Source organism: Paraburkholderia aspalathi (genome assembly GCF_905220735.1).
GTDB classification, from domain to species: Bacteria; Pseudomonadota; Gammaproteobacteria; order Burkholderiales; family Burkholderiaceae; genus Paraburkholderia; species Paraburkholderia aspalathi.
Window position 1 is genome coordinate 1,268,745 of the sequence record NZ_CAJNBA010000002.1, and the last position, 21,893, is coordinate 1,290,637.

A 21,893-nucleotide genomic window follows, 5' to 3' on the forward strand; every position below is an offset into this window, starting at 1 on the left:
GCTGGGTGTGAACCAGGCTGTAAATCGTGGCCGTAAATCAGGCCGCGGCCGGCTCGAGCCGCTTGCCGAGAATCACCAGATCGCGCTCTACGCCGTCCAGCACCGCGACGCGCGGCAGCGACCCCCATGTGTCGAAACCGAAGCCGCGGAACAGGCGCAGGCTCGCGTCATTGTGGCCAAAGATAAAGCCCAGCACGGTGTCGATGCCGAGCGTCGGCGCCACTGCCAGCGAGGCGGCCAGCAGTTGTTTGCCGAGCCCCTTGCCACGCGCGCTTTCGTCCAGGTAGATGCTGACTTCGGCGGTGCGCAGATAGGCCGGGCGGCCGTAGAAATCCGAGAAGCTCAACCACGCGATCACGCGGCCGGACTGCTGCGGATCTTCCACCACCCACAGCGGACGCTTGTGCGGCCCGTGCGCATGAAACCACGCCAGACGGCTTTCGACGCTGACCGGTTCGAGATCGGCAGTGACTTGCCGCGACGGCACGGTCGAGTTGTAGATGGCGACGATCGCGGGCAGATCGTCGAAAGTGGCATCGCGGTAGGAAAGGCTCATGGTGCTTTGACGTGAGATGGAAGGCAAATCAGCGGACGGATGCACAGGTCGGCGCGGCGGGTTAAGGCACGCCAGCCTTGCACACACCGTCGGCCACCCAAGTTGATTTATGCAAACAGCTCGCGGTAGCCGATAAACAGTTCTTCGAACACCAGCCGCGCGTTCAGCGGATGGTTCTCGACAGCGCGCTGGCGCGTCACGGTGCGCATGAAGCGCGCGAATGCGCTGGCATCGGCTTGCGACGCACAGCGCGACAAGGCAGTCGACGCCTGCGGAAAATAACGCGGTGCGCCGGCCGTGCGCTGCGCCAGCAAATCGTACATCCAGCGTTGCAGCCAGCCGAGCACGAGTGGTACCGGCAGCTTCTGCAGCGCCTCGCCGCAGGCGAAGGCGTCGCAATCGGCGCCGGCGGCCAGTTGCTTCAAGGTCCAGTCGCGCAGCGTGCGGTTCTCGTCACTCGCGAGAGCGAGGGCCGTGAGCGGCGCACCGCCGGCTTCGGCGAGCAGCACTGGCGCTTCGGCGACGCCTTGCGCGGCGAGCCACTTCGTGGCGACTTCCGGCGCGGGCATCGTCATCGGCCATTGGCGGCAACGGCTGATGATGGTGGGCAGCAGGCGGTCGACGCGCGCCGACACCATCAAAAACACCACGCCGGCCGGCGGCTCTTCGAGCGTTTTCAGCAGTGCGTTGGCCGCGGCGATGTTCAGCCCCTCGGCGGGATACAGCACGACCACACGCGCACCGCCACGGTGCGACCCGACGCCGACGAAATCGAGCAAGCCACGAATCTGCTCGATCTTGATCTCCTTGCTGGGCGCGCGCGTTTTCTTGCCTTCATCGCCGTCGGCCTTTTCGGCTTTTTCGTCCGCGGCGCCGGCGAGTCCGGCTTCGGCGGCCAGCGCTTCGGGCACGATGATCCGGTAGTCAGGGTGATTGCCCTGCGTGAACCAGTTGCAGGCGACGCAGGCGCCGCATGGCTCGCCGTTGGCCTGCTGGGCCTCGCACAACAGCCCCTGCGCGAGATGCTGCGCGAAGCGCAGCTTGCCGATCCCCGCCTGGCCATGCAGCAGCAAGGCATGCGGCCAGTGCCCACGCAACTGCTGCAGGCGGCTCCAGTCATCGGCTTGCCACGGATAAATCATTGTTTCTCTTTTAAATCAATCGGTTGACGACATTTTATGAGACATAACATGAACTTCACCATCCGTCATAACTCAGGATTATATTCTTTTAAAATCAAAGAACTGCGATCAATTCTTCAAGCTGCTTCTGAATTCGCGCGATGGTCTGCGAAGAGTCAATGATAGCGAACCGGTACGGCGCCTCTTCCGCGCGGCGCAGATATTCGGCACGGGTGCGGTTGAAAAATGCCTCCGACTCGCTTTCGAAGCGATCCGGATCGCGCGCGGCGCTGCGCCGTTCGCTGGCCACCTCCGGCGTCAGATCGAACAGCACCGTCAGGTCCGGCTGAAAACCGCCCTGCACCCAGCGCTCCAACGTTTCCAGCTTGTCGCGCGGCAGGCCGCGGCCGCCGCCCTGGTAGGCGAAGGTCGCATCCGTGAAGCGGTCGGACAACACCCAGTCGCCGCGCGCAAGCGCCGGCTCGATCACCTCGGCCAGATGCTGGCGGCGCAGCGCGAACATCAGCAATGCCTCGGTTTCGAGGTCCATCTTCTGATGCAGCACGATTTCGCGGATCTGTTCGCCGAGCGACGTACCGCCAGGCTCGCGCGTCATGACGACCGAGCGGCCGGTGCTCGCGACTTTCTCTTCGAGGCGTTCGCGAAACCAGCCCAGATGGGTGGTCTTGCCGGCACCATCGATGCCCTCAAACGTGATGAATTTGCCCCGCGCCATCATTGCCCTCGAATGTATTTGTCCACGGCCTTGTTGTGATCGCCGAGGGTGTCAGAAAAGATACTGCTGCCGTCACCGCGCGAAACGAAGTACAGCGCGGTGGATTGCGCCGGGTTCATCGCCGCCTGCAGCGATGCGACACCGGGCAGCGAGATAGGCGTTGGCGGAAGCCCCATCCGGGTGTAGGTATTGTAGGGAGTGTCGGTCTGCAGGTCTTTCTTCCTGATGCGGCCGGCGTAGCTGTCGCCCATGCCGTAGATCACCGTGGGGTCGGTTTGCAGCGGCATGCCCACGCGCAGACGGTTCGCGAACACGGCCGCGACCATCGGCCGGTCCGATTTCCTGCCGGTTTCCTTTTCGATGATCGACGCCATCGTCAACGCATCATACGGCGTCTTGTACGGCAGGTTCGGCGCACGCGCGGTCCACGCCTCGTCCAGACGCAGCCGCATCAGACGATACGCGCGGCGATAGATGTCCAGATCGCTGGTGTTCTTGTCGAACAGATAGGTGTCCGGGAAAAATAGCCCCTCGCCGTTGCCGATCGGAGCTTCCGGCGCGTTGATCGCGTTCATCAGATCGGTGTCGCTCATGCCGATCGTGTCGTGCTTGAGCGCCGGATTGGCGTCCAGCTCGGCGCGCATGCGCTTGAAGGTCCACCCTTCGATGATAGTCGCCACGTATTCGTTGACGTCGCCGCGGGCGATTTTTTGCAGCACTTCGTACGGCGTGATGCCCGTCTTGAACTCGTAGTTGCCCGATTTCAGGTCGCTTTGCAGACCGAGCAGCCGCGTCATGATAACGAACAGCTCCGGCTCGACCGGCACGCCGCCGCGGTTGAGCTGCAGCGTGACGCTGCGCAAGCTGCTGTGCGGCTTGACGGTGACATCGAGTTGCGCGGGGGTCAAATCGAGTGGGCTGGTGGCCCAGTGATATCCGCCTGCGATTGCGGCTGCGGCCAGCACAATGACGATTGAGCCGGCGACGAAACATTTCTTCAGAAGGGACATGCGAAACGTGGCTGGGTTGGACCTCATATAATACTTGTTTGCCTCAGCTAAAGTCAGAATTGACTGTTCCCGGAATCCATGAACACACCGCTCGCTACCGCTTCAGGCACGCCTTCAGTTGCGCCCGCAGTTGCTCACACGGGTACCGCTGCCACGGCACAGGCTTCCGCACCCGTCGGACTTCCTGTCTTGCCGCGCCCCGCTGCTGACGAATTCGACGCTGTCATCGGGCAAGGCGCCTACATGCCGCTGACGCAGTTCGGCGTGATCGACGCAACCGGTGACGACGCAGCGAGCTTCCTGCACGGCCAGTTGACCAACGACACCCAGCATCTCGACGCCGCCAATGCGCGCCTCGCGGGCTATTGCTCGGCCAAGGGCCGGCTGCTGGCGTCGTTCCTGACGTGGCGCACCGGCGAGACAATCCGTCTGCTGGTGTCGAAGGACGTGCAGGCCGCCGTGCAGAAACGGCTGTCCATGTTCGTTCTGCGCGCCAAGGCCAAGCTGGTTGATGCGAGCGGCGAACTGGCGGTGGTGGGTCTGGCGGGCGACGTGCGCAAAGCGCTTTCCGGTGTGTTCGACGCGTTGCCCGACGGCGTGCACGTCCAGGTGGACGGCACGGCGGGGTCGTTGATTCGCGTTCCGGATGCGCTCGGCCGGTTGCGCTATCTGTGGGTTGGCCCGAAGGCCGCGGTCGAGGCGCGCCTGCCCTTGCTCGACGAAAAGCTCAAGCGCGTGTCGCCGGCGGTATGGGATTGGCTCGACATTCGCGCGGGCGAACCGCGCATCACGCAACCGGTGGTCGAGCAGTTCGTGCCGCAGATGGTCAACTTCGACGTGCTCGGCGCGGTCAATTTCCGCAAAGGCTGCTATCCGGGTCAGGAAGTGGTGGCGCGCAGCCAGTATCGCGGCACGATCAAGCGGCGCACGTCGCTTGCGAACGTGACGGGCGAACTGGAGACGGTCAAGGCCGGCGCCGAACTGTTCCACTCGGCCGATCCCGGCCAGCCGTGCGGTATGGTGGTGAATGCGGCGTCGGCGCCGGAAGGTGGTGTCGATGTGCTGGTGGAGATCAAGCTGGCGGCGCTCGAAGGCGGCACGGTGCATCTGGGCGCGGCGGAGGGTCCGGTGCTGACATTCCTCGCGTTGCCGTATGGGTTGCCGACTGAGGTTTAAACGCCCCAACCCGAGCGGCGCAATCGAGCGCCGCTTTTTTATGGCATCTGTCTCTGTTCCTCCACCGTCCCCACCGGGAGACTCCACCCGATGTGCCTGATCGTTTTCGACTGGCGGCCCGATGCGGTCGACGGACCGCTCTTCACGCTCACCGCGAATCGCGACGAATTTTTTCGCCGCACGGCCGAACCGATCGGCTGGTGGCATGACGCACCGACCGTGCTGGCCGGACGCGATCTGGTGGGCGGCGGCACGTGGCTCGGCATGTCGCGCGATGGCCGCTTCGCCGCGCTGACCAATTACCGCGCGCCGCACGAAATGCGCGCCGATGCGCCGACCCGCGGCACGCTTGTCAGCGACTGGCTCAGTGCCTCGGCAAAAGACTCGCACAACGGCACGCACGAAACGCCGCTCGACTATCTGCAACACGTCGCGCAAACCGGCGATATCTACAACGGCTTCAATCTGCTCGTCGGTGACTGGACGCGCCGCGAACTCGGCTGGTACTGCAACCGGTCGAACACCGCGCCCACACTGCTCGAGTCCGGCACGCACGGTATCTCGAACGCGGTGCTCGATACCGCCTGGCCGAAGCTGGTTAAAAAGCGTGCGGAACTGGGTGCCATGCTTGCGCGTGATGCGATGCCGCCGCTCGAACGCCTGATCGATCTGATGCGCGATCCGCACCTCGCACGCGATGATGAATTGCCGTCCACCGGTATTCCGCTCGAACGGGAGCGGGCGTTGTCGGCGGCGTTTATCGAAACGCCGGAGTACGGCACGCGCGGCACGACCGCGGTGCGCGTGGTGGCGCATGGCGAAGTGATCAGCGTGGCGGCCGCCGAACGCAGCGACGATAACGGCTCGCATCGGATTGTGCGGCCCGGAGACTTCGAACGAAGCTTTGCGTTCAACGTTGAACGCGAGATCGCCTGAGGCGCTACCAGCAGCGGCGATTACTCCACGCCAAACGCCACCCGCAATGCCGCGGCGGCATCCGCATGCGCCTCTGCGACCTCGGCTACGTAGCCACCCATCTTGAAGAACTCGTGAATCATGCCCGGGTAACGTTTCAGCGTGACCCGGTTGCCCGCTGCGCGCAGTTTCTCCGCATACGCATCGCCTTCGTCGCTTAAAGGATCGTATTCGGCGGTCGCGATCCATGCCGGCGCAAGGCCGCCGAAATCAGGTGCGCCGCGCGTGCCGTCGAGCGGCGCGAAACGCCAGTCGTCGCGGTCGCTTTTATCGCGCACGTATTGGTCGAAGAACCATTGAATCGTGTCGCCCGAGAGCAAGAAGCCATTGGCGAGGCGCGAGTGCGAATCGGTTTGCTGATAACCCGTGGTACCCGGATAGATCAGCAATTGCAGCGCAAGCTTGATGCCCGCGTCGCGTGCCAGCACTGCGCACACCGTTGCCAGCGTTCCACCCGCGCTATCGCCACCCACGGCTAGCCGCTCCGCATCGATGCCGTACTCCGCTGCATGCGCGTGCAGCCAGGTCAACGCATCGAATGCGTCTTCAACGGCGGTGGGAAATTTGTACTCGGGCGCGAGCCGGTAATCGACCGACAACACCGTGCACTTGCCGTCGCGCGCGAGCATCCGGCACAGCGCATCGTGCGTATCGACACTGCCAACCGTGAAACCGCCACCGTGGTAATACACCAGCGCCGGCGCAGGCTCGGCCCAACTCGGCTCGACCGGCTGATAAAGCCGTGCGCGAATCGTCGCGCCGTCGCGCGTCGGCACGCGCAGATCTTCGATCGCGAACATCGGCGCACTCGCAATCTCCAGAATCGGCGCGCTTTTTTCGTAGGTCGCGCGCGCCTGTTGTGGAGTCAACTCGTGAAGCTGCGGGCGTTTCGCGCGCGCGATCATGTCGAGCACCTGCTCGATTTTCGGGTTCAGCGGCATTGGGCGTCGGGTGGCGCGTGGGCGGCGAAGGTTAGTGGATCAAAAGTGAGGAAGCAGCACCTAGCCTGCGTTCTTCACTTCGGGCTTCAGCGACATCGGATCAGTCGGGTTACGCAACTGCTCGATGTCCTCATGACGCAGCTTCACCGTCGCCATGATGCCCGGATGCGTGACGATGTAGAAACGCCGCGCAGCGATCGCTTCGAACGTGATCTCAGCGACGTCGGCTGCGGTCAGCTTGCCCGATTGCACCGCGCGCTGCAGTTGCTTGCCGGCGGCGATCTGCGAGCGGGTCGGCCTGCTATCGTTGCGCAAATCCGCCGGCCGCGCGCGTTCCGCATCGGCGATGCCGGTCGGCACGAAGGCCGGGCACAACAATGAACAGCCGACTGTGCCGCCCTCCGTACTCCCGGCTTGCGCCAACTGCAGGTCGTGATAAAGCGTCTCCGTCAACGACACGACGGCATGCTTCGAGGCGTTGTAGATACCCATCGCGGGCGGCGACAACAAGCCCGCCACCGACGCCGTGTTGACGATATGCGCGGGTTCGTTCTGCCGCAACATGATCGGCGTGAAGGCGCGCACGCCGTGCGCGACACCCATCACGTTGACGTTGAACACCCACGCCCAGTCGTTCGCCGTGCTTTCCCAGAGGAAGCCGCCCGAGCCCACGCCCGCATTGTTAAACAGCAGATGGACTTTACCGAAGGCATCGAGCGCCGCTTGCGCGAGCGCTTCGACCTGGGCGGCGTCGGACACGTCGGTCGGCACGCCAATCGCCTCCGCACCGCCGGCGCGCAATGCGTCGACGGTTTGCGCGAGCGCCTCGGGATTCACGTCGGCGAGCACGAGCTTCATGCCGAGCGACGCGCCCTTCTCCGCGAACGCCCGGCCGAAACCGCTTGCCGCACCGGTGATCACCGCCACCTTGCCTTCAAATTCGAACATCCTTCCTCTCCTGGATTTAGCGGTCGGGGATTATCGGCTGGACGCCATCGACATCTCCCGCATGCGCGGCTCGACGACCGCCGAGCTTAGATCAGCTTGACGAGCTGCTTGCCGAAGTTTTTGCCCTTCAGAAGACCGATAAACGCCTCGGGCGCCGCATCGAGCCCTTGCGCGATGGTCTCGCGATATTGCAGTTTCTTCTGCGCGACCAGCGTGCCGAGCTGCTTGAGCGCTTCCGGCCACACATCCATATGCTCGCTGACGATGAAGCCCTGTACCAGCAGCCGCTGCGTGAGCATCAGCGACGGATGCTTGAGCGGCATCGGCTGGCCATCGTAGCCCGCAATAAACCCGCACAACGCGATGCGGCCGAACGCATTCATGCGCGCAAGCGTCACGTCGAGCACTTCGCCGCCAACGTTCTCGAAGTAGCCATCTACGCCGTCCGGCGTCACCGCTTTCAGCTCCTGATACAGATTGCCGGCCTTGTAGTCGACGCAGGCGTCGAAGCCGAGTGTCTCGACCACATAGCGGCACTTATCCGCGCCGCCCGCGATACCGACCGCACGCGCGCCGGCCAGCTTCGCCAGTTGCCCGACTACGCTGCCCACGGCGCCACTCGCCGCGCTGACCACCACCGTGTCACCCGCCTTCGGCACGATAATTTTGTTCAGGCCGTACCAGGCAGTGACGCCGGGCATGCCGACCGGGCCGAGATAGGCCGACAACGGCACATGCGTATCGTCGACCTTCTGCACGCCCGCACCGTTCGAGGTGCCGTACTCCTGCCAGCCGAACATCGCGACGACCTTATCGCCGACCGCGAACTTCGGATTCTTCGACTCCACCACTTCGCCCACCGTGCCGCCGATCATCACTTCGTTCAGCGGCTGCGGCGCTGCGTACGACTTGCTGTCGTTCATCCGACCGCGCATATACGGGTCGAGCGACAGGAAGTGATTGCGCACGCGGAATTCGCCTTCGGCAAGCGGCGCCAGCGGCGTTTCGACGAGCTTGAAGTTATCGGGCGTAACAGCGCCTTGCGGACGCGAAGCCAGCACGAGTTGACGGTTGATCTGGGGCATGACGATCGTCTCCATGAGTTACCGATGTGATCGGCGAATAGTTCGAACCAACAGCGTCTGCAAAAGAGGAGTCAGCGCGCGGCGCTCGACACGCACGCTATTCGTCCGGTGATTAACCGTCGCTTGGACCGGGTTTCGCCGAAGGGTCGCTGCGCAGACGCTGTTGCGTCACGTCACGGCCCACGGCGAGGCGCCGCATGTATTTAAACGTGCCGAGTGCTTTGGCGACGAAGTGGCCTTCGCTGTCGCGGATCTCGCCTTCGCAATAGGCCATGGTGGTCGAGCGGTGCAGCACGCGGCCGGTGGCGCGCAATTCGCCGCGGCCCGGTTGCATGAAGTTGACTTTCATCTCGACGGTGACCACGCCGACGCCGTCGCCGGCCAGACTGCGCGCGGCCATCGCGAGCGCGACGTCGGCGAGCGTCATGGTCACACCGCCATGCGCGACGTCCCACGTGTTCATGTGATCGGGTTGCAGCGGCAACACGACTTCGCTGGCGCCGTCCGCCGCCGACAACAACTGCGCGCCGAGCCGGTCGACGAACGGGCTTTCGGGCAGCGTCGCGCTGCTCGCTTTGGATGAGGATGAGTCGGTCATTGCGGATTTCAGATTTCGTAGTCGACACATTCACGCGATTCGCGCACCGCACCGGTGAAGCCCTTCAGCGCCTGGTGCTTCGGATGGACCTGATAAGCGTCGAGCGCGGCCTTGTCGGCGAAGTCCGACACCATCACGATGTCGTAGGTTGATTCGAGGCCCGGTGCCGCGATGCCGACTTCGAGCTTGAGCATGCCTGGAACAATGTCGCGGCAGCCTTCAAGTTTTTCTTTCAGCTTCAGGACGTTTTCAGCACGCGGCGCACCTTCGGCGTGTTCTTTGAGTTTCCACATCACAATATGACGGATCACGGAATCACCTTCTTCGATTCAATTCGTGGGGCCAGGACTTGGCACAGCAGGAAATCATAACCGCTACGGCGTTTGCGCATGCGCCACCCTTCGCCCCGCCAGACGCCCTAACCTGCGCACCGCGTCATCGGCCTGATCGAGATCCGTACTCGGGCAACTCAGGCGAATGAAATGATCGAAGCGCCCTGCGTTCGAAAACACCGTGCCCGGCATCACGCGAATGCCTTCGTCCAGAGCCGCATCGAAAAAAGCAGCCGATGACACGTCACGCGGCAGCTCGATCCAGAAAAACATGCCCCCGCCCGGCGGCGTAAAGCGCGTGCCCTCGGGAAACGAAGCGGCGATTGCTGCGGCCATCCGTTCGCGCTGAATCCGCAGACGGTCGCGCAAACGCCGCAGATGCCGTTCATACGCATTCGTTTCCAGAAATTCGGCGAGCACGACTTGCGACAACTGCTCGTTATGGCGCGACTGCGCGAACTTGAGCATGCCGATGCGCGGATGCCAGCGTCCGCCGTTGATCCAGCCGACCCGCATGCCAGGTGCGAGCGTCTTGTTGAACGACGTGCAATGGATCACCGTGCCGTCGGTGTCCCAGGCCTTCAGCGATCTGGGCGGCTGCGCGGCGTCGGAGAGTTCGCGGTAGGGATCGTCTTCGATCAGCGGAATGCCTGCTCGCGCGCAGAGTTCGACGAGCTGTGCTTTGTGCGTGTCGGGCATCACGCTGCCGAGCGGGTTCTGCAGATTCGGCACGACCACGACCGCCTTGATGTCGGGATGCGTTTGCAGTGCGAACGCCAGTGCTTCGATGGCAATGCCGGTGGTTGGACTGGCCGGAATTTCGAGCGCACGCAGGCCGAGGCTTTCAAGCACCTGCAGCAAGCCGAAGAAGCACGGCGATTCCACCGCGACCGTGTCGCCCGGCTGCGTGACCGCGCGCAAGGCCAGGTTCACGGCCTCGATGCCGCCGTGGGTCATGATCACGTCGTCCATGCCGATCTGGATGCCGGCGTCGAGCGCACGGCGCGCGATGATGGCGCGCAGCTCGGGATCGCCCTGATCGGGTCCGGCCGCGGTCAGCAAGGTCGGCCGTCGGCGCAAAGCGCGCAGCGCGGCTTTCTGCAAGGCGTCGGTGGGATAAAGATCGGGCGATGCGGTGGCACCGCCGAGATTCAGCGCGTCGGGATAGCGCTGGAATTTCGACACGATCGCCGAAATCGCCGAATGGATGCCGACGAACTGCGCGGCGCCGGGCACGACGGCAAGGTCGGGCTCGGTTGCCGCGGGCAGCGCCGCCGTTTGACGGGCGCGCACGAAATAACCGGCACGCGGCCGGGCGTCGATCAGCGCCGCGCGTTCCAGGGTTCGATAGCTCTCGGTCGCGGTTGCGAGGCTCACGCCGTGCCGCTGCATGAAGGCACGCATCGACGGCATGCGGTCGCCGGGACGCAGCACGCCGTTATCGATCGCGCGGCGGTATTGGTCGGCCAGTTGGCGGTAGAGGGGGCGGCCATCCGGGGGGCGGCCGTCGGCGGGCGACGCTTCCGTGCACGTTGCCGCTTGTGCGTCGGGTATCGAGGTAGAAGTGCTCATGAGCCGATGGTGCGGATAGTTAGGGCGTGGCGACAGATACACATCCGCGAGATTCCAACCGATACAGCATGTTTAAATCTCGCCTTGTACCGGTTCACATTGTCCATTATTGCGCCTGTTTTCACCTGGACGGACTCAATAAGCTGTGTGGCATGAAAACGGTTTAAAGGAATCGGTCATGCCCCTCACTCAACCTCGCACCGGTTTACCTCACGATGCCACCACCTCGCGCGTTGCCGGCGGTCAGATGGCCGTGCACGATCTGCGCGCACGAACCTCGATCGTGGCCGTCGAAGGCGATCTGCAACTAGCCTTTCGCGATCACTCTCTCGCGTGGCTCGGAGACGCCGTGCCCGTCACGTCGGTCACGCTGCACGAAGGCGAACGCTATGTTGTGCCACAGCGCGGCATCATGTCGATCAGCACAGCGCATGCAAAATCCGCCGTGTTCGTCGTCGAGCCATGGCGCGCTGAACACGAATGGCACCGCTCCATCAGTCAAGCCGTGCGCAAGCTGACGAGCCTCGTGAAAACGCGGCTGCAGCGCGCCACCTGACACGTCGCTACCGGCGCACAACGGCCCGCTACAATGCATGACCCAAGCCGCTTCCTTCGAGGTGCCGGTCATGCCCTTCTTCCGCGTACTGCTGTCCCGCCCCGATGCCCGTTATGCCCGTTACGCCCGTCTGGGCGCGATCCTCGCCGTCATCACGCTGGCGCTCAACGGCTGCGCCGGTCTGTTCGGCGGCGACCCTTTGCGCGTGAGCGTCGCCGGCATCGAACCGGTCGACGGTCAGGGTCTGGAGATGCGCTTCAACGTCAAACTACGCGTACAGAATCCCAATGAATCCGCTGTCAACTTCGACGGCGTGTCGCTTGCGCTCGAACTGAACGGCAAGCCGTTCGCCAGCGGCGTCAGCGATCAGAGCGGCACCGTGCCGCGCTTCGGCGAAACGGTCGTCAACGTACCGCTGACGGTGCCCGCCTTCGCCGCGGTTCGTCAGGTGTTCGCCTTGGCGGGCGCCGTGCAGGCGGACTCCGCGCAGTCGGGACAGATTCCGTACATCCTGCGCGGCAAGCTCGCCGGCGGCCTGACAGGCACGACACGCTTCGTCGATCAAGGTACGTTAAGCCTGCCGACGCTCGGTACTGCTTTGCCCTGATGCGGCTCGGTCCGTGCCGCCAGTCGATGCCGGTGATTCTTGCCTGCGGCCGAGGCGAGCCAAACCTACCCGGATAAAAAAAATGGGTGCCGTAGATTCAATGCCTGCACGTCACATCGCACCGAACCACACGACACCCGCTTTTAATCAAACCCGCTCTCGCGCCTGATCACACCACTTCGAACAGGCCCGCCGCACCCTGGCCGCCGCCGATACACATCGTCACGACGACCAGCTTCGCCCCGCGTCGCTTGCCTTCGATCAGCGCATGGCCGGTCAACCGCGCGCCCGACACGCCATACGGATGGCCCACAGCGATCGCGCCGCCGTTCACGTTCAGACGGTCTTGCGGAATACCGAGCTTGTCGGCGCAATACAGCACCTGCACCGCGAATGCTTCGTTCAGCTCCCACAGGTCGATGTCTTCGACTTTCAGGCCCGCCTGCTTGAGCAGCTTCGGCACCGCGAACACCGGGCCGATGCCCATCTCGTCCGGCTCGCAACCGGCCACCGCGAAGCCGCGGAAAATGCCGAGCGGCTGCAGACCTTCGCGCTCCGCGACTTTTGCGTTCATCACGACGCAAGCCGACGCGCCGTCCGAGAACTGGCTCGCGTTGCCCGCGGTAATCACGCCGCCCGGCATCGCGGTACGAATCTTCGAGACGCCTTCGAGCGTCGTGTCGGCACGAATTCCTTCGTCGGCGCTGACGGTGACTTCCTTCGTGAAGAGGCGCCCGCTCGCTTTGTCGGCGACGCCGGCCAGTACCGTCAGCGGCACGATCTCGTCCTTGAACTTGCCGGCTTCGAGCGCGGCTGCGGCGCGCTGTTGCGAGCGCACGCCGTATTCGTCCTGACGCTCCTTCGAGATCGAGTAGCGCTTCGCGACGTTCTCGGCGGTCTGCAACATCGACCAGTAGATTTCCGGCTTGTTCTGGCTGAGCCAGCCTTCGGTCACCATGTGGCGGTTCATCTCATTCTGCACGCATGAGATCGACTCCACGCCACCCGCGACGAACACATCGCCCTCACCGGCAATCACGCGTTGCGCCGCCAGTGCGATGGTTTGCAAACCCGACGAACAGAAACGGTTCACCGTCATGCCCGGCACGCTAACCGGCAAACCGGCGCGCAGTGCGATCTGGCGCGCGATGTTCATGCCCGTCGCGCCTTCCGGATTCGCGCAGCCCATGATCACGTCTTCAATGCGCGCCGGGTCCAGCTTCGCGCGCTCGACAGCGGCCTGCGTCACATGCCCGCCGAGCGTCGCGCCGTGCGTCATGTTGAAACCGCCGCGCCATGATTTGGCGAGGCCCGTACGGGCGGTCGATACGATTACGGCGTCAGTCATACATCTCTCCTGTGTCGACCCGAGTTGGCGCTTCAGCGCTTACTCGGGTCCCATGCAAAGCTCTTACTCGGGTCCCATGCCAGTTGGCTGGTCCTTCCAGATGGTGATGGCGGGCGCGCTGGCAGATCGCTCAGTCGCCCCACTTCATTCATTTCACTCATTTCGCCTGAGCGGCGGCGCTTCAGCCGTTGAACCCACGGCCCTTCGCCGCGAGCTCCGCAATGCTCGGCGCCAGTTGCCACGCATCGCCATTCGGGCGCGACGCATAGCGGCGAATCGCGCGCTCGACGTTGTACAGGCCGACCGTATCCGCGTACAGCATCGGACCGCCGCGATAGAGCGGGAAGCCGTAGCCAGTCAGATAGACCATGTCGATATCCGACGCCTTCGACGCAATGCCTTCCTCGAGAATCTTCGCGCCTTCATTAACGAGCGCGAAAACAAGACGCTCGACGATTTCCTCGTCGCTGATCTTGCGGCGCTCGGCGTTGGCTTCCTTCGAGAACGACGTGATCATCTCGTCGACCACTTTCGACGGATACGCAGTGCGGTCACCCGCCTTGTAGTCGTACCAGCCGCCACCGGTCTTCTGCCCGAAACGCCCTGTCTCGCACAGACGATCGGCGATCTTCGAGTAGTGCATGTCAGGATGTTCCTGATAGCGGCGTTTGCGGATCGCCCAGCCGATGTCGTTACCGGCCAGGTCGCTCATGCGGAACGGGCCCATCGCGAAGCCGAACTTCTCGATCGCCTTGTCCACTTGCGCGGGCAATGCGCCTTCTTCGAGCATGAAGAGCGCCTGACGGACGTACTGTTCGATCATCCGGTTGCCGATGAAACCATCGCACACGCCCGAGACCACCGCGGTCTTCTTGATCTTCTTGGCGAGCTTCATGACGGTGGCGAGCACGTCTTTCGCCGTGTCCTTGCCGCGCACCACTTCGAGCAGCTTCATCACGTTGGCGGGACTGAAGAAGTGCATGCCAACCACGTCCTGCGGACGCTTGGTGAAAGCGGCGATCTTGTCGACATCCAGCGTCGACGTGTTCGAGGCCAGGATTGCGCCGGGCTTCGCCACTTCGTCGAGACGCTTGAACACCTGCTCCTTGACGCCGAGTTCTTCGAACACCGCTTCGACGATCAGGTCGGCGTTTTTCAGGTCGTCGTAGGAGAGCGTCGGCGTGATCAAGGCCATGCGCTGTTCCAGCACTTCAGGCTTGAGCTTGCCCTTCTTGACGGTGGCTTCGTAGTTCTTGCGGATCGTGGCGAGGCCGCGATCGAGCGCTTCCTGCTTGGTTTCCAGCAGCGTGACCGGAACGCCCGCGTTGATGAAGTTCATCGCAATGCCGCCGCCCATCGTGCCGGCGCCGATCACGGCCACCTGCTTGATGTCGCGCACCGGCGTGTCCGACGGCACGTCAGGGATCTTGCTCGCAGCGCGTTCGCCGAAGAACGCATGACGCAGCGCATGGCTTTCCGGCGTCTGCACAAGCGCGATAAAGCATTCGCGTTCGAACGCGAGGCCCTTGTCGAAACCGATCTGAACGCCCGCTTCCACCGCATCGATGCACTTCAGCGGCGCCGGGAAATTCTTCGCCATCGCCCCGACCGTATTGCGCGTGAACTGGATGAAACCGGCGGCATTCGGATGTTCGATCTTGCGGTCACGCACCTTCGGATGCGGGCCCGTTTTCGCCCCGACCTTGCGGGCAAACGCGAGCGCGGCTTCGGCCAGATCGCCTTCCACGACTTCATCGAACAGGCCTGAATCGGCGAGCTTTTCCGACAGTACCGGCGCGCCGGAGACGATCATGTTGAGCGCGGCTTCGAGGCCGATTGCGCGCGGCAGACGCTGCGTGCCGCCCGCGCCCGGCAGGATGCCGAGTTTGACTTCCGGCAGCGCGATCTGCGCGCCGGGTGCGGCGATGCGGTAGTGCGCGCCGAGCGCCAGTTCCAGCCCGCCGCCCATGGCGACGCTATGAATCGCGGCGATGACCGGCTTGGCGCTGCCCTCGACGGCCTTGATAACCGTATGGAGGGTCGGTTCCTGAGTCGCCTTCGGCGTATTGAATTCGGTGATGTCGGCGCCGCCCGAGAAGGCCTTGCCGGCGCCCGTCAGCACGATCGCCTTGATGGCCGGATCGTTCTGCGCGCGCTCGATCCCTTCCACGATGCCGGCTCGAGTCGAGAGGCCGAGCCCGTTTACGGGAGGATTGTTCAGCGTGATGACGGCCACGCCGTCATGAGTTGTGTAGTCCACTGCCATCTGCCTGCCTCCGTGCGATGAGGCGGCGCATGACGCGCCGCCTGTCCGGTTGATCGAGTCGGCTCATTGTCCGACTTTAGCTCCGATTTCCCCGGGGTCAGCAGGCAGAATACACAAAAAAGCACGCTCGTTCAATTTATCGTTAGACGGGGTTTCCCCTGGCAAGCGGAGTCAGGGGGCAATCCTTCTCGTCTTCGAGCGCGGACGGCAGGATGTGGTCGCGGAAAATGTCGCGCAGTTTGAGTTTCTGCAGCTTGCCGGTGGCCGTATGCGGGAGTTCGTCGACAAAGACGACGTCGTCGGGAATCCACCATTTGGCAACTTTGCCGTCGTAGAACGCGAGCAGTTCCTCGCGTGTCACCTCGAAACCCGCACGCTTGACAATCACCAGCAACGGCCGTTCGGTCCATTTTGGATGCGAGCAGGCGATGCACGCGGCTTCGGCCACCGCCGGGTGCGCGATCGCGACGTTTTCGATGTCGATCGAACTGATCCACTCGCCGCCCGACTTGATCACGTCTTTCGAGCGATCCGTGATGTGCAGGAAACTATCGCGGTCGATGGTGGCGACGTCGCCAGTCGGGAACCAGCCGTCCACCAGCGGCGAATCGTCCTTGCGGAAATACCGGTCGATCACCCACGGGCCGCGTACGTGCAGATCGCCGAACGCCACACCGTCCCACGGCAGATCGCGCCCGTCTTCGCCGACGATCTTCATATCGACGCCATACAGCACATGACCCTGCTTTTCGAGCAATTTGCGCTGCTCTGCCAGGGGTCGCTGACTCTGTTCCCACGTCAGTTTCGACAAGGTGCCGAGCGGCGACATTTCCGTCATACCCCATGCATGGATCACCTGTATGCCGTATTCGTCTTCGAAAGCTCGCAGCATGGCTGGCGGACAGGCCGAGCCGCCAATCACCGTGCGATTCAGCGAAGAAAAACGCACCTTGGCTTCGCGCAGATAGTTGAGCAAGCCGAGCCACACGGTCGGCACGCCGGCCGAATACGTGACGCGTTCGTTTTCCATCAATTCATACAGCGATTTACCGTCGAGATCCTTGCCGGGAAAGACCAGCTTCGCGCCTGTCAGCGGCGCGGAATGCGGAATGCCCCAGGCGTTCACATGGAACATCGGCACGACCGGCAGCACGGAGTCGCGCGCGGACAGGCTCATCGCGTCGGGCAGCGATGCACCGAACGCGTGCAGGACTGTCGAACGGTGCGAATACAGCGCGCCTTTCGGGTTGCCGGTGGTGCCGGATGTATAGCAAAGATAGGAGGCCTGCCGTTCGTCGATAGCCGGCCAGTCGTAATTCCCGTCCTGCGCTTCCACCAAGGTTTCGTAGCTCAGCACCGGCGTTTGCATCGTCGGTAGATGCGCTTCGTCGGCCAGTGCGATCCAGCCGCGCACTTTCGGGCACTGCGGTGCCAACGCATCGACGAGCGGTGCGAACGTGGTGTCGAACAGTACGTAGGCGTCGTCGGCGTGGTTGATGATGTAAGCGATCTGATCGGGGAAGAGCCGCGGATTGATCGTGTGACACACGGCGCCGAATCCTGTCGTGCCGTAATACGCCTCCAGATGCCGGTAGCCGTTCCAGGCCAGCGTGGCCACCCGCTCGCCGGGTTCGACGCCAAGCGCGATCAGCGCCTGCGCCAGCTGCTTCGCGCGCTTTTCGCAGTCGCGGTAGGTGTAGCGATGCACGTCGCCTTCGATGCGCCGCGACACGATCTCGGTGTCGCCGAAATGCCGCGCGGCATGCGCGAGCAACGAGGACACGGTGAGCGGCACGTCCATCATCTGGCCAAGCAGCGGCGTCGTCATAAAGAGAGGTCTCCTCGCCTTGTTTGCGTCGTTTGGGTGTAGCTCGGGGGCCGCGCGCGACGCTTCGGTGGGTCCGCAAGAGACGCTCCGGCCGGTCGCGCGACGTGCTCTGAAGCGGCGCGGAAGCGCTCCGGCAGGAGACGTCCGGCACGCAGGCGCGTGTCCGGCCAAACCTCGGACTGACAGCCGGCCAGCACCGCCGCGGGCGCGGACTTACAATATCGGTTAATCCAGAGGCGCTCAACATGTCGTTTTCCCCAAGCATTGCAGGGTTATCCGGGCCTTTAGCGGCTCTTTCCGACGCACTGATCACCTCGCCCGAAAGCGCATTCGCGCGGCTCGGCAGCGTGTTTCTGACGCGGCTGCCGGCTGCGCCGCTGAGTGCGCCGTACGTGGTCGGGTTCTCCGCAGAGACCGCCGCGTTGCTCGGTTTAGAGCCCGGGCTCCAGAATGATCCGGGCTTCGCCGAACTGTTCTCTGGCAACGCCACGCGTGAATGGCCTTCCGAAGCGCTGCCGTATGCGTCGGTGTATTCAGGGCATCAGTTCGGCGTGTGGGCGGGCCAGCTCGGCGACGGCCGCGCGCTCGGTCTCGGCGAAGTCGAACACAATGGCCGGCGCTTCGAGCTGCAGCTCAAAGGCGCGGGCCGCACGCCCTATTCGCGCATGGGCGACGGCCGCGCGGTGCTGCGTTCGTCGATCCGCGAATATCTGTGCTCGGAAGCCATGCATCACCTCGGCATTCCGACCACGCGCGCGCTGTGCGTAATCGGCTCTGACCAGCCGGTGCGCCGCGAGGAAGTCGAGACCGCGGCGGTCGTCACGCGCGTCGCGCCGAGTTTCGTGCGCTTTGGGCACTTCGAGCATTTCTATTCGAACGACCGCGTCGATGCACTGCGCGCGCTCGCCGATCACGTGATCGAGCGGTTCTATCCGCATTGCCGCGAAACCGACGATCCGTATCTCGCGCTGCTGAATGAAGCCGTGAATTCGACCGCCGATCTGATGGTCGAGTGGCAAGCCGTGGGCTTCTGCCACGGCGTGATGAATACCGACAACATGTCGATTCTCGGTCTCACGATCGACTACGGCCCGTTCGGTTTCATGGACGGCTTCGACGCCGGCTACATCTGCAATCACTCGGATTCGCAAGGCCGCTACGCGTACAAGATGCAGCCGCAGATTGCGTACTGGAACCTGTTTTGCCTCGCACAAGGGCTGCTGCCGCTGTTGGGCGTCCAGCATGAAGAAAGCGTGCGCGGCGAGAAGGCGATCGAAGACGCGCAGCGCGTGCTCGGCGGCTTCAAGGAGCGGTTCGCGCCGGCGCTGGAAAAACGCATGCGCGCCAAGCTCGGCCTCGAAAGCGAGCGCGATGGTGACGACACCCTGATCAACCGTCTATTCGAAGTGATGCACGCCAACCGTGCGGATTTCACGCTCACCTTCCGCAATCTGGCGCGTATTTCGAAGCACGATGCGAGCGGCGACGCGCCGGTGCGCGACCTGTTCCTCGACCGCGCCGCATTCGACGCGTGGGTGAACGACTACCGCGCGCGACTGTCCGAAGAAACACGCGACGACGCCGCGCGCGCCATTGCAATGAACCGTGTGAACCCCAAATTCGTACTTCGTAATCATCTGGCAGAAACGGCGATCCGCCGGGCGAAAGAGAAGGACTTCTCCGAAGTGGAACGCCTGGCAGCCGTCCTGCGCCGCCCGTTCGACGAGCAACCGGAAAACGAGGCGTATGCGGGGCTGCCGCCGGATTGGGCCAGCTCGCTGGAAGTGAGTTGCTCTTCGTGACGAGCCCCCAAAACAATCTTGAGACAGGAACCCCGACCATGAACAAGCCCGACGACCTCAACACTGGCGCCCCCGCCGTGCAGAAAGACGACGCCGACTGGCGCAATCAGCTCTCCGACATCGAATACCAGGTGACGCGCCACGCGGCCACCGAGCGCCCCTTCACCGGCCGCTATCACGATCACTGGGACCGCGGCATCTATGACTGCGTCTGTTGCGGCACGCCGCTGTTCGAATCGGACACCAAGTTCGACACCGGCTGCGGCTGGCCGAGCTATTTCAAGCCGATCAACGGCGAAGTGATCGCCGAGAAAACCGACCGCACGCACGGCATGCTGCGCATCGAAGTGCAGTGCAAGAACTGCGGCGCGCATCTGGGCCATGTGTTCGAAGACGGACCGGCGCCGACCGGTCTGCGTTACTGCATCAATTCGGCTGCGTTACAATTCGAGCCCAAGTAACGCAGCGCGGCGTCCGGCGCCCGTTGAATGATGTGCGGCCAGCGTCTGTCGTCAGGCACGCGCCGGCCGCGACACCCTTCATCCGGCTTGCAATCCGGTCACCCCAGCGGTCAGCCGGCGGTCGACCCGGCACGGCAATCATGCTACGAACAGCGCAATGCGCCGTTCCCGGCTGCCGCGGCGGGTTTTAAGCAGCATCCCTGCCACCGACGCCCCGCGCCGCGTCCCCAATTCTCCGACTCTCCAACCCACTCTCCGAATTCCCGACCAGATAATGAAATTCCTGTTCGATCTGTTCCCGATCATCCTGTTCTTCGTCGCCTTCAAGATCTGGGGCATTTTCACGGCGACGGCAGTGGCGATCGTCGCCACGCTGGTGCAGATCGCGTGGGTGGCATTCCGCCACCGCAAGGTCGATCCGATGCTGTGGGTGAGCCTCGGCGTTGTCACCGTGTTCGGCGGCGCGACGCTCGTGCTGCACAACGACACGTTTATCAAATGGAAGCCGACCGTGCTGTACTGGGCGTTTTCGGTCGCGCTGATCATCTCGCAACTGGCCTTCAACAAGAACCTGATCGAAGCGATGATGGGCAAGCAGATCACACTGCCGCACGCGATCTGGGGCAAGCTGAACATCGTCTGGGCGATTTTCTTCGTGCTGCTGGGGCTGGTGAATCTGTTCGTCGCGTACAACTACACGACTGACCAGTGGGTCAATTTCAAGCTGTTCGGCGCCACCGGATGCCTGGTGGTATTCATCGTCGGACAGAGTTTGTGGCTGTCGAAGTATATGAAGGAAGAATGACATGACGAGCGATGTGTTCATGCACGCCACGACCGCCGAGCGCGCCGCGCTGATCGAGGCGCGTCTTACCGCGGCGCTCGCGCCGGTCGCCTCGATCCGGATCACGGATGACAGCGCGCAGCACGCGGGCCACGCCGGCGCGTCCGCCGGCGGTCATTTCTCTGTCACGATCGTGGCTGCCGCATTCGCCGGGAAAGCCCGCGTGGCGCGGCATCGCATGGTGTATGATGCGCTGGCCGATGCCATGCAGCGCGGCATTCACGCCCTTGCAATCACGGCGTATACGCCCGAAGAATTTGCTTTGTTGCCCCGCTAGGAAACCTTTCGATGACCTTGAAGAAAACCCGCCTTTGGGTATTGCTGGCTGCATTTGCGGCCGCACCTGCATTCGCACAGAACATCGCCGTCGTGAACGGCACGCCGATTCCGAAAGCACGCGCTGACGCGCTGATCGATCAACTGGTTCATCAAGGCCAGCAAAACACGCCGCAACTGCAAATGGCCGTGCGCGAAGAGCTGGTGAACCGTGAGATCCTGATGCAGGAAGCGCTGCGCCGTGGCCTGCCGAATCGTCCGGACATCAAGGCGCAAATCGCCGTCGCGCAACAAACCGTCGTGCTGCGCGCGCTGATCGAAGACTTCGTGAAGAACAACACGCCGACTGACGCGGAAGTCACCGCGCGTTACAACGCGCTGATCAAGGACGCGGGCGGCAAGGAATATCACCTGCACCACATCCTGGTCGACAATGAACAGCAAGCGAAGGATCTGATCGCCAAGATCAAGGCCGGCGCAAGCTTCGAAGACCTCGCCAAGCAATTCTCGAAGGACCCGGGATCGGGCAAGAACGGCGGCGACCTGGACTGGTCGGACCCGAAGGCCTATGTACCTGAATTCGCGGACGCAGCCACGCATCTGCAGAAAGGCCAGATGACCGACACGCCGGTGCACACACAATTCGGCTGGCACATCATCCGTGTCGACGACGTGCGCAACATCACGCCGCCGCCGCTGGAACAAGTGCGTCCGCAAATCGTGCAGCAGATCCAGCAGGAAAAGCTGCAGGCGTTCGAAGAAGGTCTGCGTAAGAACGCGAAGATTCAGTAAGCGGTTTTTGCGCTGCTGCGTTGGAATAAAAAAACCGCCCTCGGGCGGTTTTTTTGTTTCTGC

22 protein-coding genes are annotated in these 21,893 nt (G+C 63.2%); 9 read left to right on the top strand and 13 right to left on the bottom strand.

Annotated features, from left to right (window positions below):
* Positions 1 to 37 precede the first annotated feature (37 nt).
* The 4 genes from KHO30_RS16470 to mltG form a co-directional block, all read right to left on the bottom strand.
* Positions 38 to 556, bottom strand: a complete 519-nt coding sequence (locus KHO30_RS16470; protein WP_093633764.1) for a GNAT family N-acetyltransferase — start codon at positions 554 to 556, stop codon at positions 38 to 40.
* A 107-nt stretch (positions 557 to 663) separates the two neighbouring features.
* Positions 664 to 1,698 (bottom strand): DNA polymerase III subunit delta', encoded by a 1,035-nt coding sequence (locus KHO30_RS16475; RefSeq protein WP_211701606.1) that lies wholly within the window; start codon positions 1,696 to 1,698, stop codon positions 664 to 666.
* Between the two features lie 94 nt (positions 1,699 to 1,792).
* Positions 1,793 to 2,413: a dTMP kinase gene (tmk, locus tag KHO30_RS16480; protein WP_093633766.1), complete on the bottom strand. Its 621-nt coding sequence runs from the start codon at positions 2,411 to 2,413 to the stop codon at positions 1,793 to 1,795.
* The gene (gene mltG, locus KHO30_RS16485) at positions 2,413 to 3,423 is read right to left on the bottom strand and encodes an endolytic transglycosylase MltG (RefSeq protein ID WP_211701607.1); all 1,011 of its coding nucleotides are present in this window, start codon (positions 3,421 to 3,423) and stop codon (positions 2,413 to 2,415) included. Before mltG ends, tmk begins: the two co-directional genes overlap by 1 nt.
* A 78-nt stretch (positions 3,424 to 3,501) precedes the next feature.
* Between mltG and ygfZ the strand changes: the two genes are divergently transcribed.
* Together ygfZ and KHO30_RS16495 are read left to right on the top strand one after the other, a co-directional pair.
* Complete coding sequence (ygfZ, locus tag KHO30_RS16490; RefSeq protein WP_211701608.1) at positions 3,502 to 4,599, top strand: CAF17-like 4Fe-4S cluster assembly/insertion protein YgfZ; 1,098 nt, start codon at positions 3,502 to 3,504, stop codon at positions 4,597 to 4,599.
* A gap of 90 nt (positions 4,600 to 4,689) precedes the next feature.
* On the top strand, positions 4,690 to 5,535 hold the full coding sequence (locus tag KHO30_RS16495; RefSeq protein ID WP_200619952.1) for an NRDE family protein: 846 nt from the start codon (positions 4,690 to 4,692) through the stop codon (positions 5,533 to 5,535).
* A 20-nt stretch (positions 5,536 to 5,555) separates the two neighbouring features.
* Here the strand turns inward: KHO30_RS16495 and KHO30_RS16500 are convergent, their stop codons facing one another.
* From KHO30_RS16500 to KHO30_RS16525, 6 genes are all read right to left on the bottom strand, one after another.
* Complete coding sequence (locus tag KHO30_RS16500; protein WP_200651037.1) at positions 5,556 to 6,515, bottom strand: alpha/beta hydrolase; 960 nt, start codon at positions 6,513 to 6,515, stop codon at positions 5,556 to 5,558.
* Positions 6,516 to 6,575: 60 nt separating this feature from the next.
* Entirely contained in the window at positions 6,576 to 7,463 is an 888-nt protein-coding gene (locus KHO30_RS16505; protein ID WP_200619950.1) for an SDR family oxidoreductase, read from the bottom strand.
* A gap of 86 nt (positions 7,464 to 7,549) precedes the next feature.
* Positions 7,550 to 8,548, bottom strand: a complete 999-nt coding sequence (locus KHO30_RS16510) for an NADP-dependent oxidoreductase (RefSeq protein WP_200619949.1) — start codon at positions 8,546 to 8,548, stop codon at positions 7,550 to 7,552.
* Between the two features lie 112 nt (positions 8,549 to 8,660).
* Positions 8,661 to 9,146: a PaaI family thioesterase gene (locus tag KHO30_RS16515; protein ID WP_054042689.1), complete on the bottom strand. Its 486-nt coding sequence runs from the start codon at positions 9,144 to 9,146 to the stop codon at positions 8,661 to 8,663.
* Positions 9,147 to 9,154: 8 nt separating this feature from the next.
* Positions 9,155 to 9,457, bottom strand: coding sequence for a Dabb family protein (locus KHO30_RS16520; protein ID WP_200651038.1), 303 nt, complete (start codon positions 9,455 to 9,457; stop codon positions 9,155 to 9,157).
* Positions 9,458 to 9,520: 63 nt separating this feature from the next.
* Positions 9,521 to 11,050, bottom strand: a complete 1,530-nt coding sequence (locus tag KHO30_RS16525) for an aminotransferase-like domain-containing protein (RefSeq protein ID WP_244864064.1) — start codon at positions 11,048 to 11,050, stop codon at positions 9,521 to 9,523.
* 178 nt (positions 11,051 to 11,228) lie between these two features.
* On the opposite strand from KHO30_RS16525, the gene KHO30_RS16530 reads away from it, so the two are divergent.
* Both KHO30_RS16530 and KHO30_RS16535 read left to right on the top strand, forming a co-directional pair.
* The gene (locus KHO30_RS16530; RefSeq protein WP_200651040.1) at positions 11,229 to 11,606 is read left to right on the top strand and encodes a hypothetical protein; all 378 of its coding nucleotides are present in this window, start codon (positions 11,229 to 11,231) and stop codon (positions 11,604 to 11,606) included.
* 70 nt (positions 11,607 to 11,676) lie between these two features.
* Positions 11,677 to 12,213, top strand: a complete 537-nt coding sequence (locus KHO30_RS16535; RefSeq protein ID WP_211701848.1) for an LEA/WHy family protein — start codon at positions 11,677 to 11,679, stop codon at positions 12,211 to 12,213.
* 169 nt (positions 12,214 to 12,382) lie between these two features.
* On the opposite strand, the gene KHO30_RS16540 is transcribed toward KHO30_RS16535, so the two are convergent.
* The 3 genes from KHO30_RS16540 to KHO30_RS16550 all read right to left on the bottom strand — a co-directional run bounded on the left by KHO30_RS16540 (position 12,383) and on the right by KHO30_RS16550 (position 17,655).
* On the bottom strand, positions 12,383 to 13,561 hold the full coding sequence (locus KHO30_RS16540) for an acetyl-CoA C-acyltransferase (protein ID WP_093633775.1): 1,179 nt from the start codon (positions 13,559 to 13,561) through the stop codon (positions 12,383 to 12,385).
* A gap of 181 nt (positions 13,562 to 13,742) precedes the next feature.
* Entirely contained in the window at positions 13,743 to 15,827 is a 2,085-nt protein-coding gene (locus tag KHO30_RS16545) for a 3-hydroxyacyl-CoA dehydrogenase NAD-binding domain-containing protein (protein ID WP_211701610.1), read from the bottom strand.
* A 142-nt stretch (positions 15,828 to 15,969) separates the two neighbouring features.
* Entirely contained in the window at positions 15,970 to 17,655 is a 1,686-nt protein-coding gene (locus KHO30_RS16550) for a 3-(methylthio)propionyl-CoA ligase (RefSeq protein WP_211701611.1), read from the bottom strand.
* Positions 17,656 to 17,900: 245 nt separating this feature from the next.
* Between KHO30_RS16550 and KHO30_RS16555 the strand changes: the two genes are divergently transcribed.
* From KHO30_RS16555 to KHO30_RS16575, 5 genes are all read left to right on the top strand, one after another.
* Entirely contained in the window at positions 17,901 to 19,457 is a 1,557-nt protein-coding gene (locus KHO30_RS16555) for a protein adenylyltransferase SelO (protein ID WP_211701612.1), read from the top strand.
* A 38-nt stretch (positions 19,458 to 19,495) separates the two neighbouring features.
* Entirely contained in the window at positions 19,496 to 19,918 is a 423-nt protein-coding gene (gene msrB, locus KHO30_RS16560; RefSeq protein ID WP_211701613.1) for a peptide-methionine (R)-S-oxide reductase MsrB, read from the top strand.
* 274 nt (positions 19,919 to 20,192) lie between these two features.
* Positions 20,193 to 20,723, top strand: a complete 531-nt coding sequence (locus KHO30_RS16565) for a septation protein A (protein WP_154559244.1) — start codon at positions 20,193 to 20,195, stop codon at positions 20,721 to 20,723.
* Position 20,724: 1 nt separating this feature from the next.
* Positions 20,725 to 21,039, top strand: a complete 315-nt coding sequence (locus KHO30_RS16570) for a BolA family protein (RefSeq protein WP_054042675.1) — start codon at positions 20,725 to 20,727, stop codon at positions 21,037 to 21,039.
* Between the two features lie 11 nt (positions 21,040 to 21,050).
* Positions 21,051 to 21,830, top strand: a complete 780-nt coding sequence (locus tag KHO30_RS16575) for a peptidylprolyl isomerase (RefSeq protein ID WP_054042673.1) — start codon at positions 21,051 to 21,053, stop codon at positions 21,828 to 21,830.
* The last annotated feature ends 63 nt before the right edge of the window (positions 21,831 to 21,893 follow it).

Bases quoted from the DNA above. Each gene is read 5' to 3' on its own strand.
- KHO30_RS16470 (WP_093633764.1), bottom strand. From the start codon at position 556: ATGAGCCTTTCCTACCGCGATGCCACTTTCGACGATCTGCCCGCGATC.
- KHO30_RS16475 (WP_211701606.1), bottom strand. From the start codon at position 1,698: ATGATTTATCCGTGGCAAGCCGATGACTGGAGCCGCCTGCAGCAGTTG.
- tmk (WP_093633766.1), bottom strand. From the start codon at position 2,413: ATGGCGCGGGGCAAATTCATCACGTTTGAGGGCATCGATGGTGCCGGC.
- mltG (WP_211701607.1), bottom strand. From the start codon at position 3,423: ATGTCCCTTCTGAAGAAATGTTTCGTCGCCGGCTCAATCGTCATTGTG.
- ygfZ (WP_211701608.1), top strand. From the start codon at position 3,502: ATGAACACACCGCTCGCTACCGCTTCAGGCACGCCTTCAGTTGCGCCC.
- KHO30_RS16495 (WP_200619952.1), top strand. From the start codon at position 4,690: ATGTGCCTGATCGTTTTCGACTGGCGGCCCGATGCGGTCGACGGACCG.
- KHO30_RS16500 (WP_200651037.1), bottom strand. From the start codon at position 6,515: ATGCCGCTGAACCCGAAAATCGAGCAGGTGCTCGACATGATCGCGCGC.
- KHO30_RS16505 (WP_200619950.1), bottom strand. From the start codon at position 7,463: ATGTTCGAATTTGAAGGCAAGGTGGCGGTGATCACCGGTGCGGCAAGC.
- KHO30_RS16510 (WP_200619949.1), bottom strand. From the start codon at position 8,548: ATGCCCCAGATCAACCGTCAACTCGTGCTGGCTTCGCGTCCGCAAGGC.
- KHO30_RS16515 (WP_054042689.1), bottom strand. From the start codon at position 9,146: ATGACCGACTCATCCTCATCCAAAGCGAGCAGCGCGACGCTGCCCGAA.
- KHO30_RS16525 (WP_244864064.1), bottom strand. From the start codon at position 11,050: ATGAGCACTTCTACCTCGATACCCGACGCACAAGCGGCAACGTGCACG.
- KHO30_RS16530 (WP_200651040.1), top strand. From the start codon at position 11,229: ATGCCCCTCACTCAACCTCGCACCGGTTTACCTCACGATGCCACCACC.
- KHO30_RS16535 (WP_211701848.1), top strand. From the start codon at position 11,677: ATGCCCTTCTTCCGCGTACTGCTGTCCCGCCCCGATGCCCGTTATGCC.
- KHO30_RS16540 (WP_093633775.1), bottom strand. From the start codon at position 13,561: ATGACTGACGCCGTAATCGTATCGACCGCCCGTACGGGCCTCGCCAAA.
- KHO30_RS16545 (WP_211701610.1), bottom strand. From the start codon at position 15,827: ATGGCAGTGGACTACACAACTCATGACGGCGTGGCCGTCATCACGCTG.
- KHO30_RS16550 (WP_211701611.1), bottom strand. From the start codon at position 17,655: ATGACGACGCCGCTGCTTGGCCAGATGATGGACGTGCCGCTCACCGTG.
- KHO30_RS16555 (WP_211701612.1), top strand. From the start codon at position 17,901: ATGTCGTTTTCCCCAAGCATTGCAGGGTTATCCGGGCCTTTAGCGGCT.
- msrB (WP_211701613.1), top strand. From the start codon at position 19,496: ATGAACAAGCCCGACGACCTCAACACTGGCGCCCCCGCCGTGCAGAAA.
- KHO30_RS16565 (WP_154559244.1), top strand. From the start codon at position 20,193: ATGAAATTCCTGTTCGATCTGTTCCCGATCATCCTGTTCTTCGTCGCC.
- KHO30_RS16570 (WP_054042675.1), top strand. From the start codon at position 20,725: ATGACGAGCGATGTGTTCATGCACGCCACGACCGCCGAGCGCGCCGCG.
- KHO30_RS16575 (WP_054042673.1), top strand. From the start codon at position 21,051: ATGACCTTGAAGAAAACCCGCCTTTGGGTATTGCTGGCTGCATTTGCG.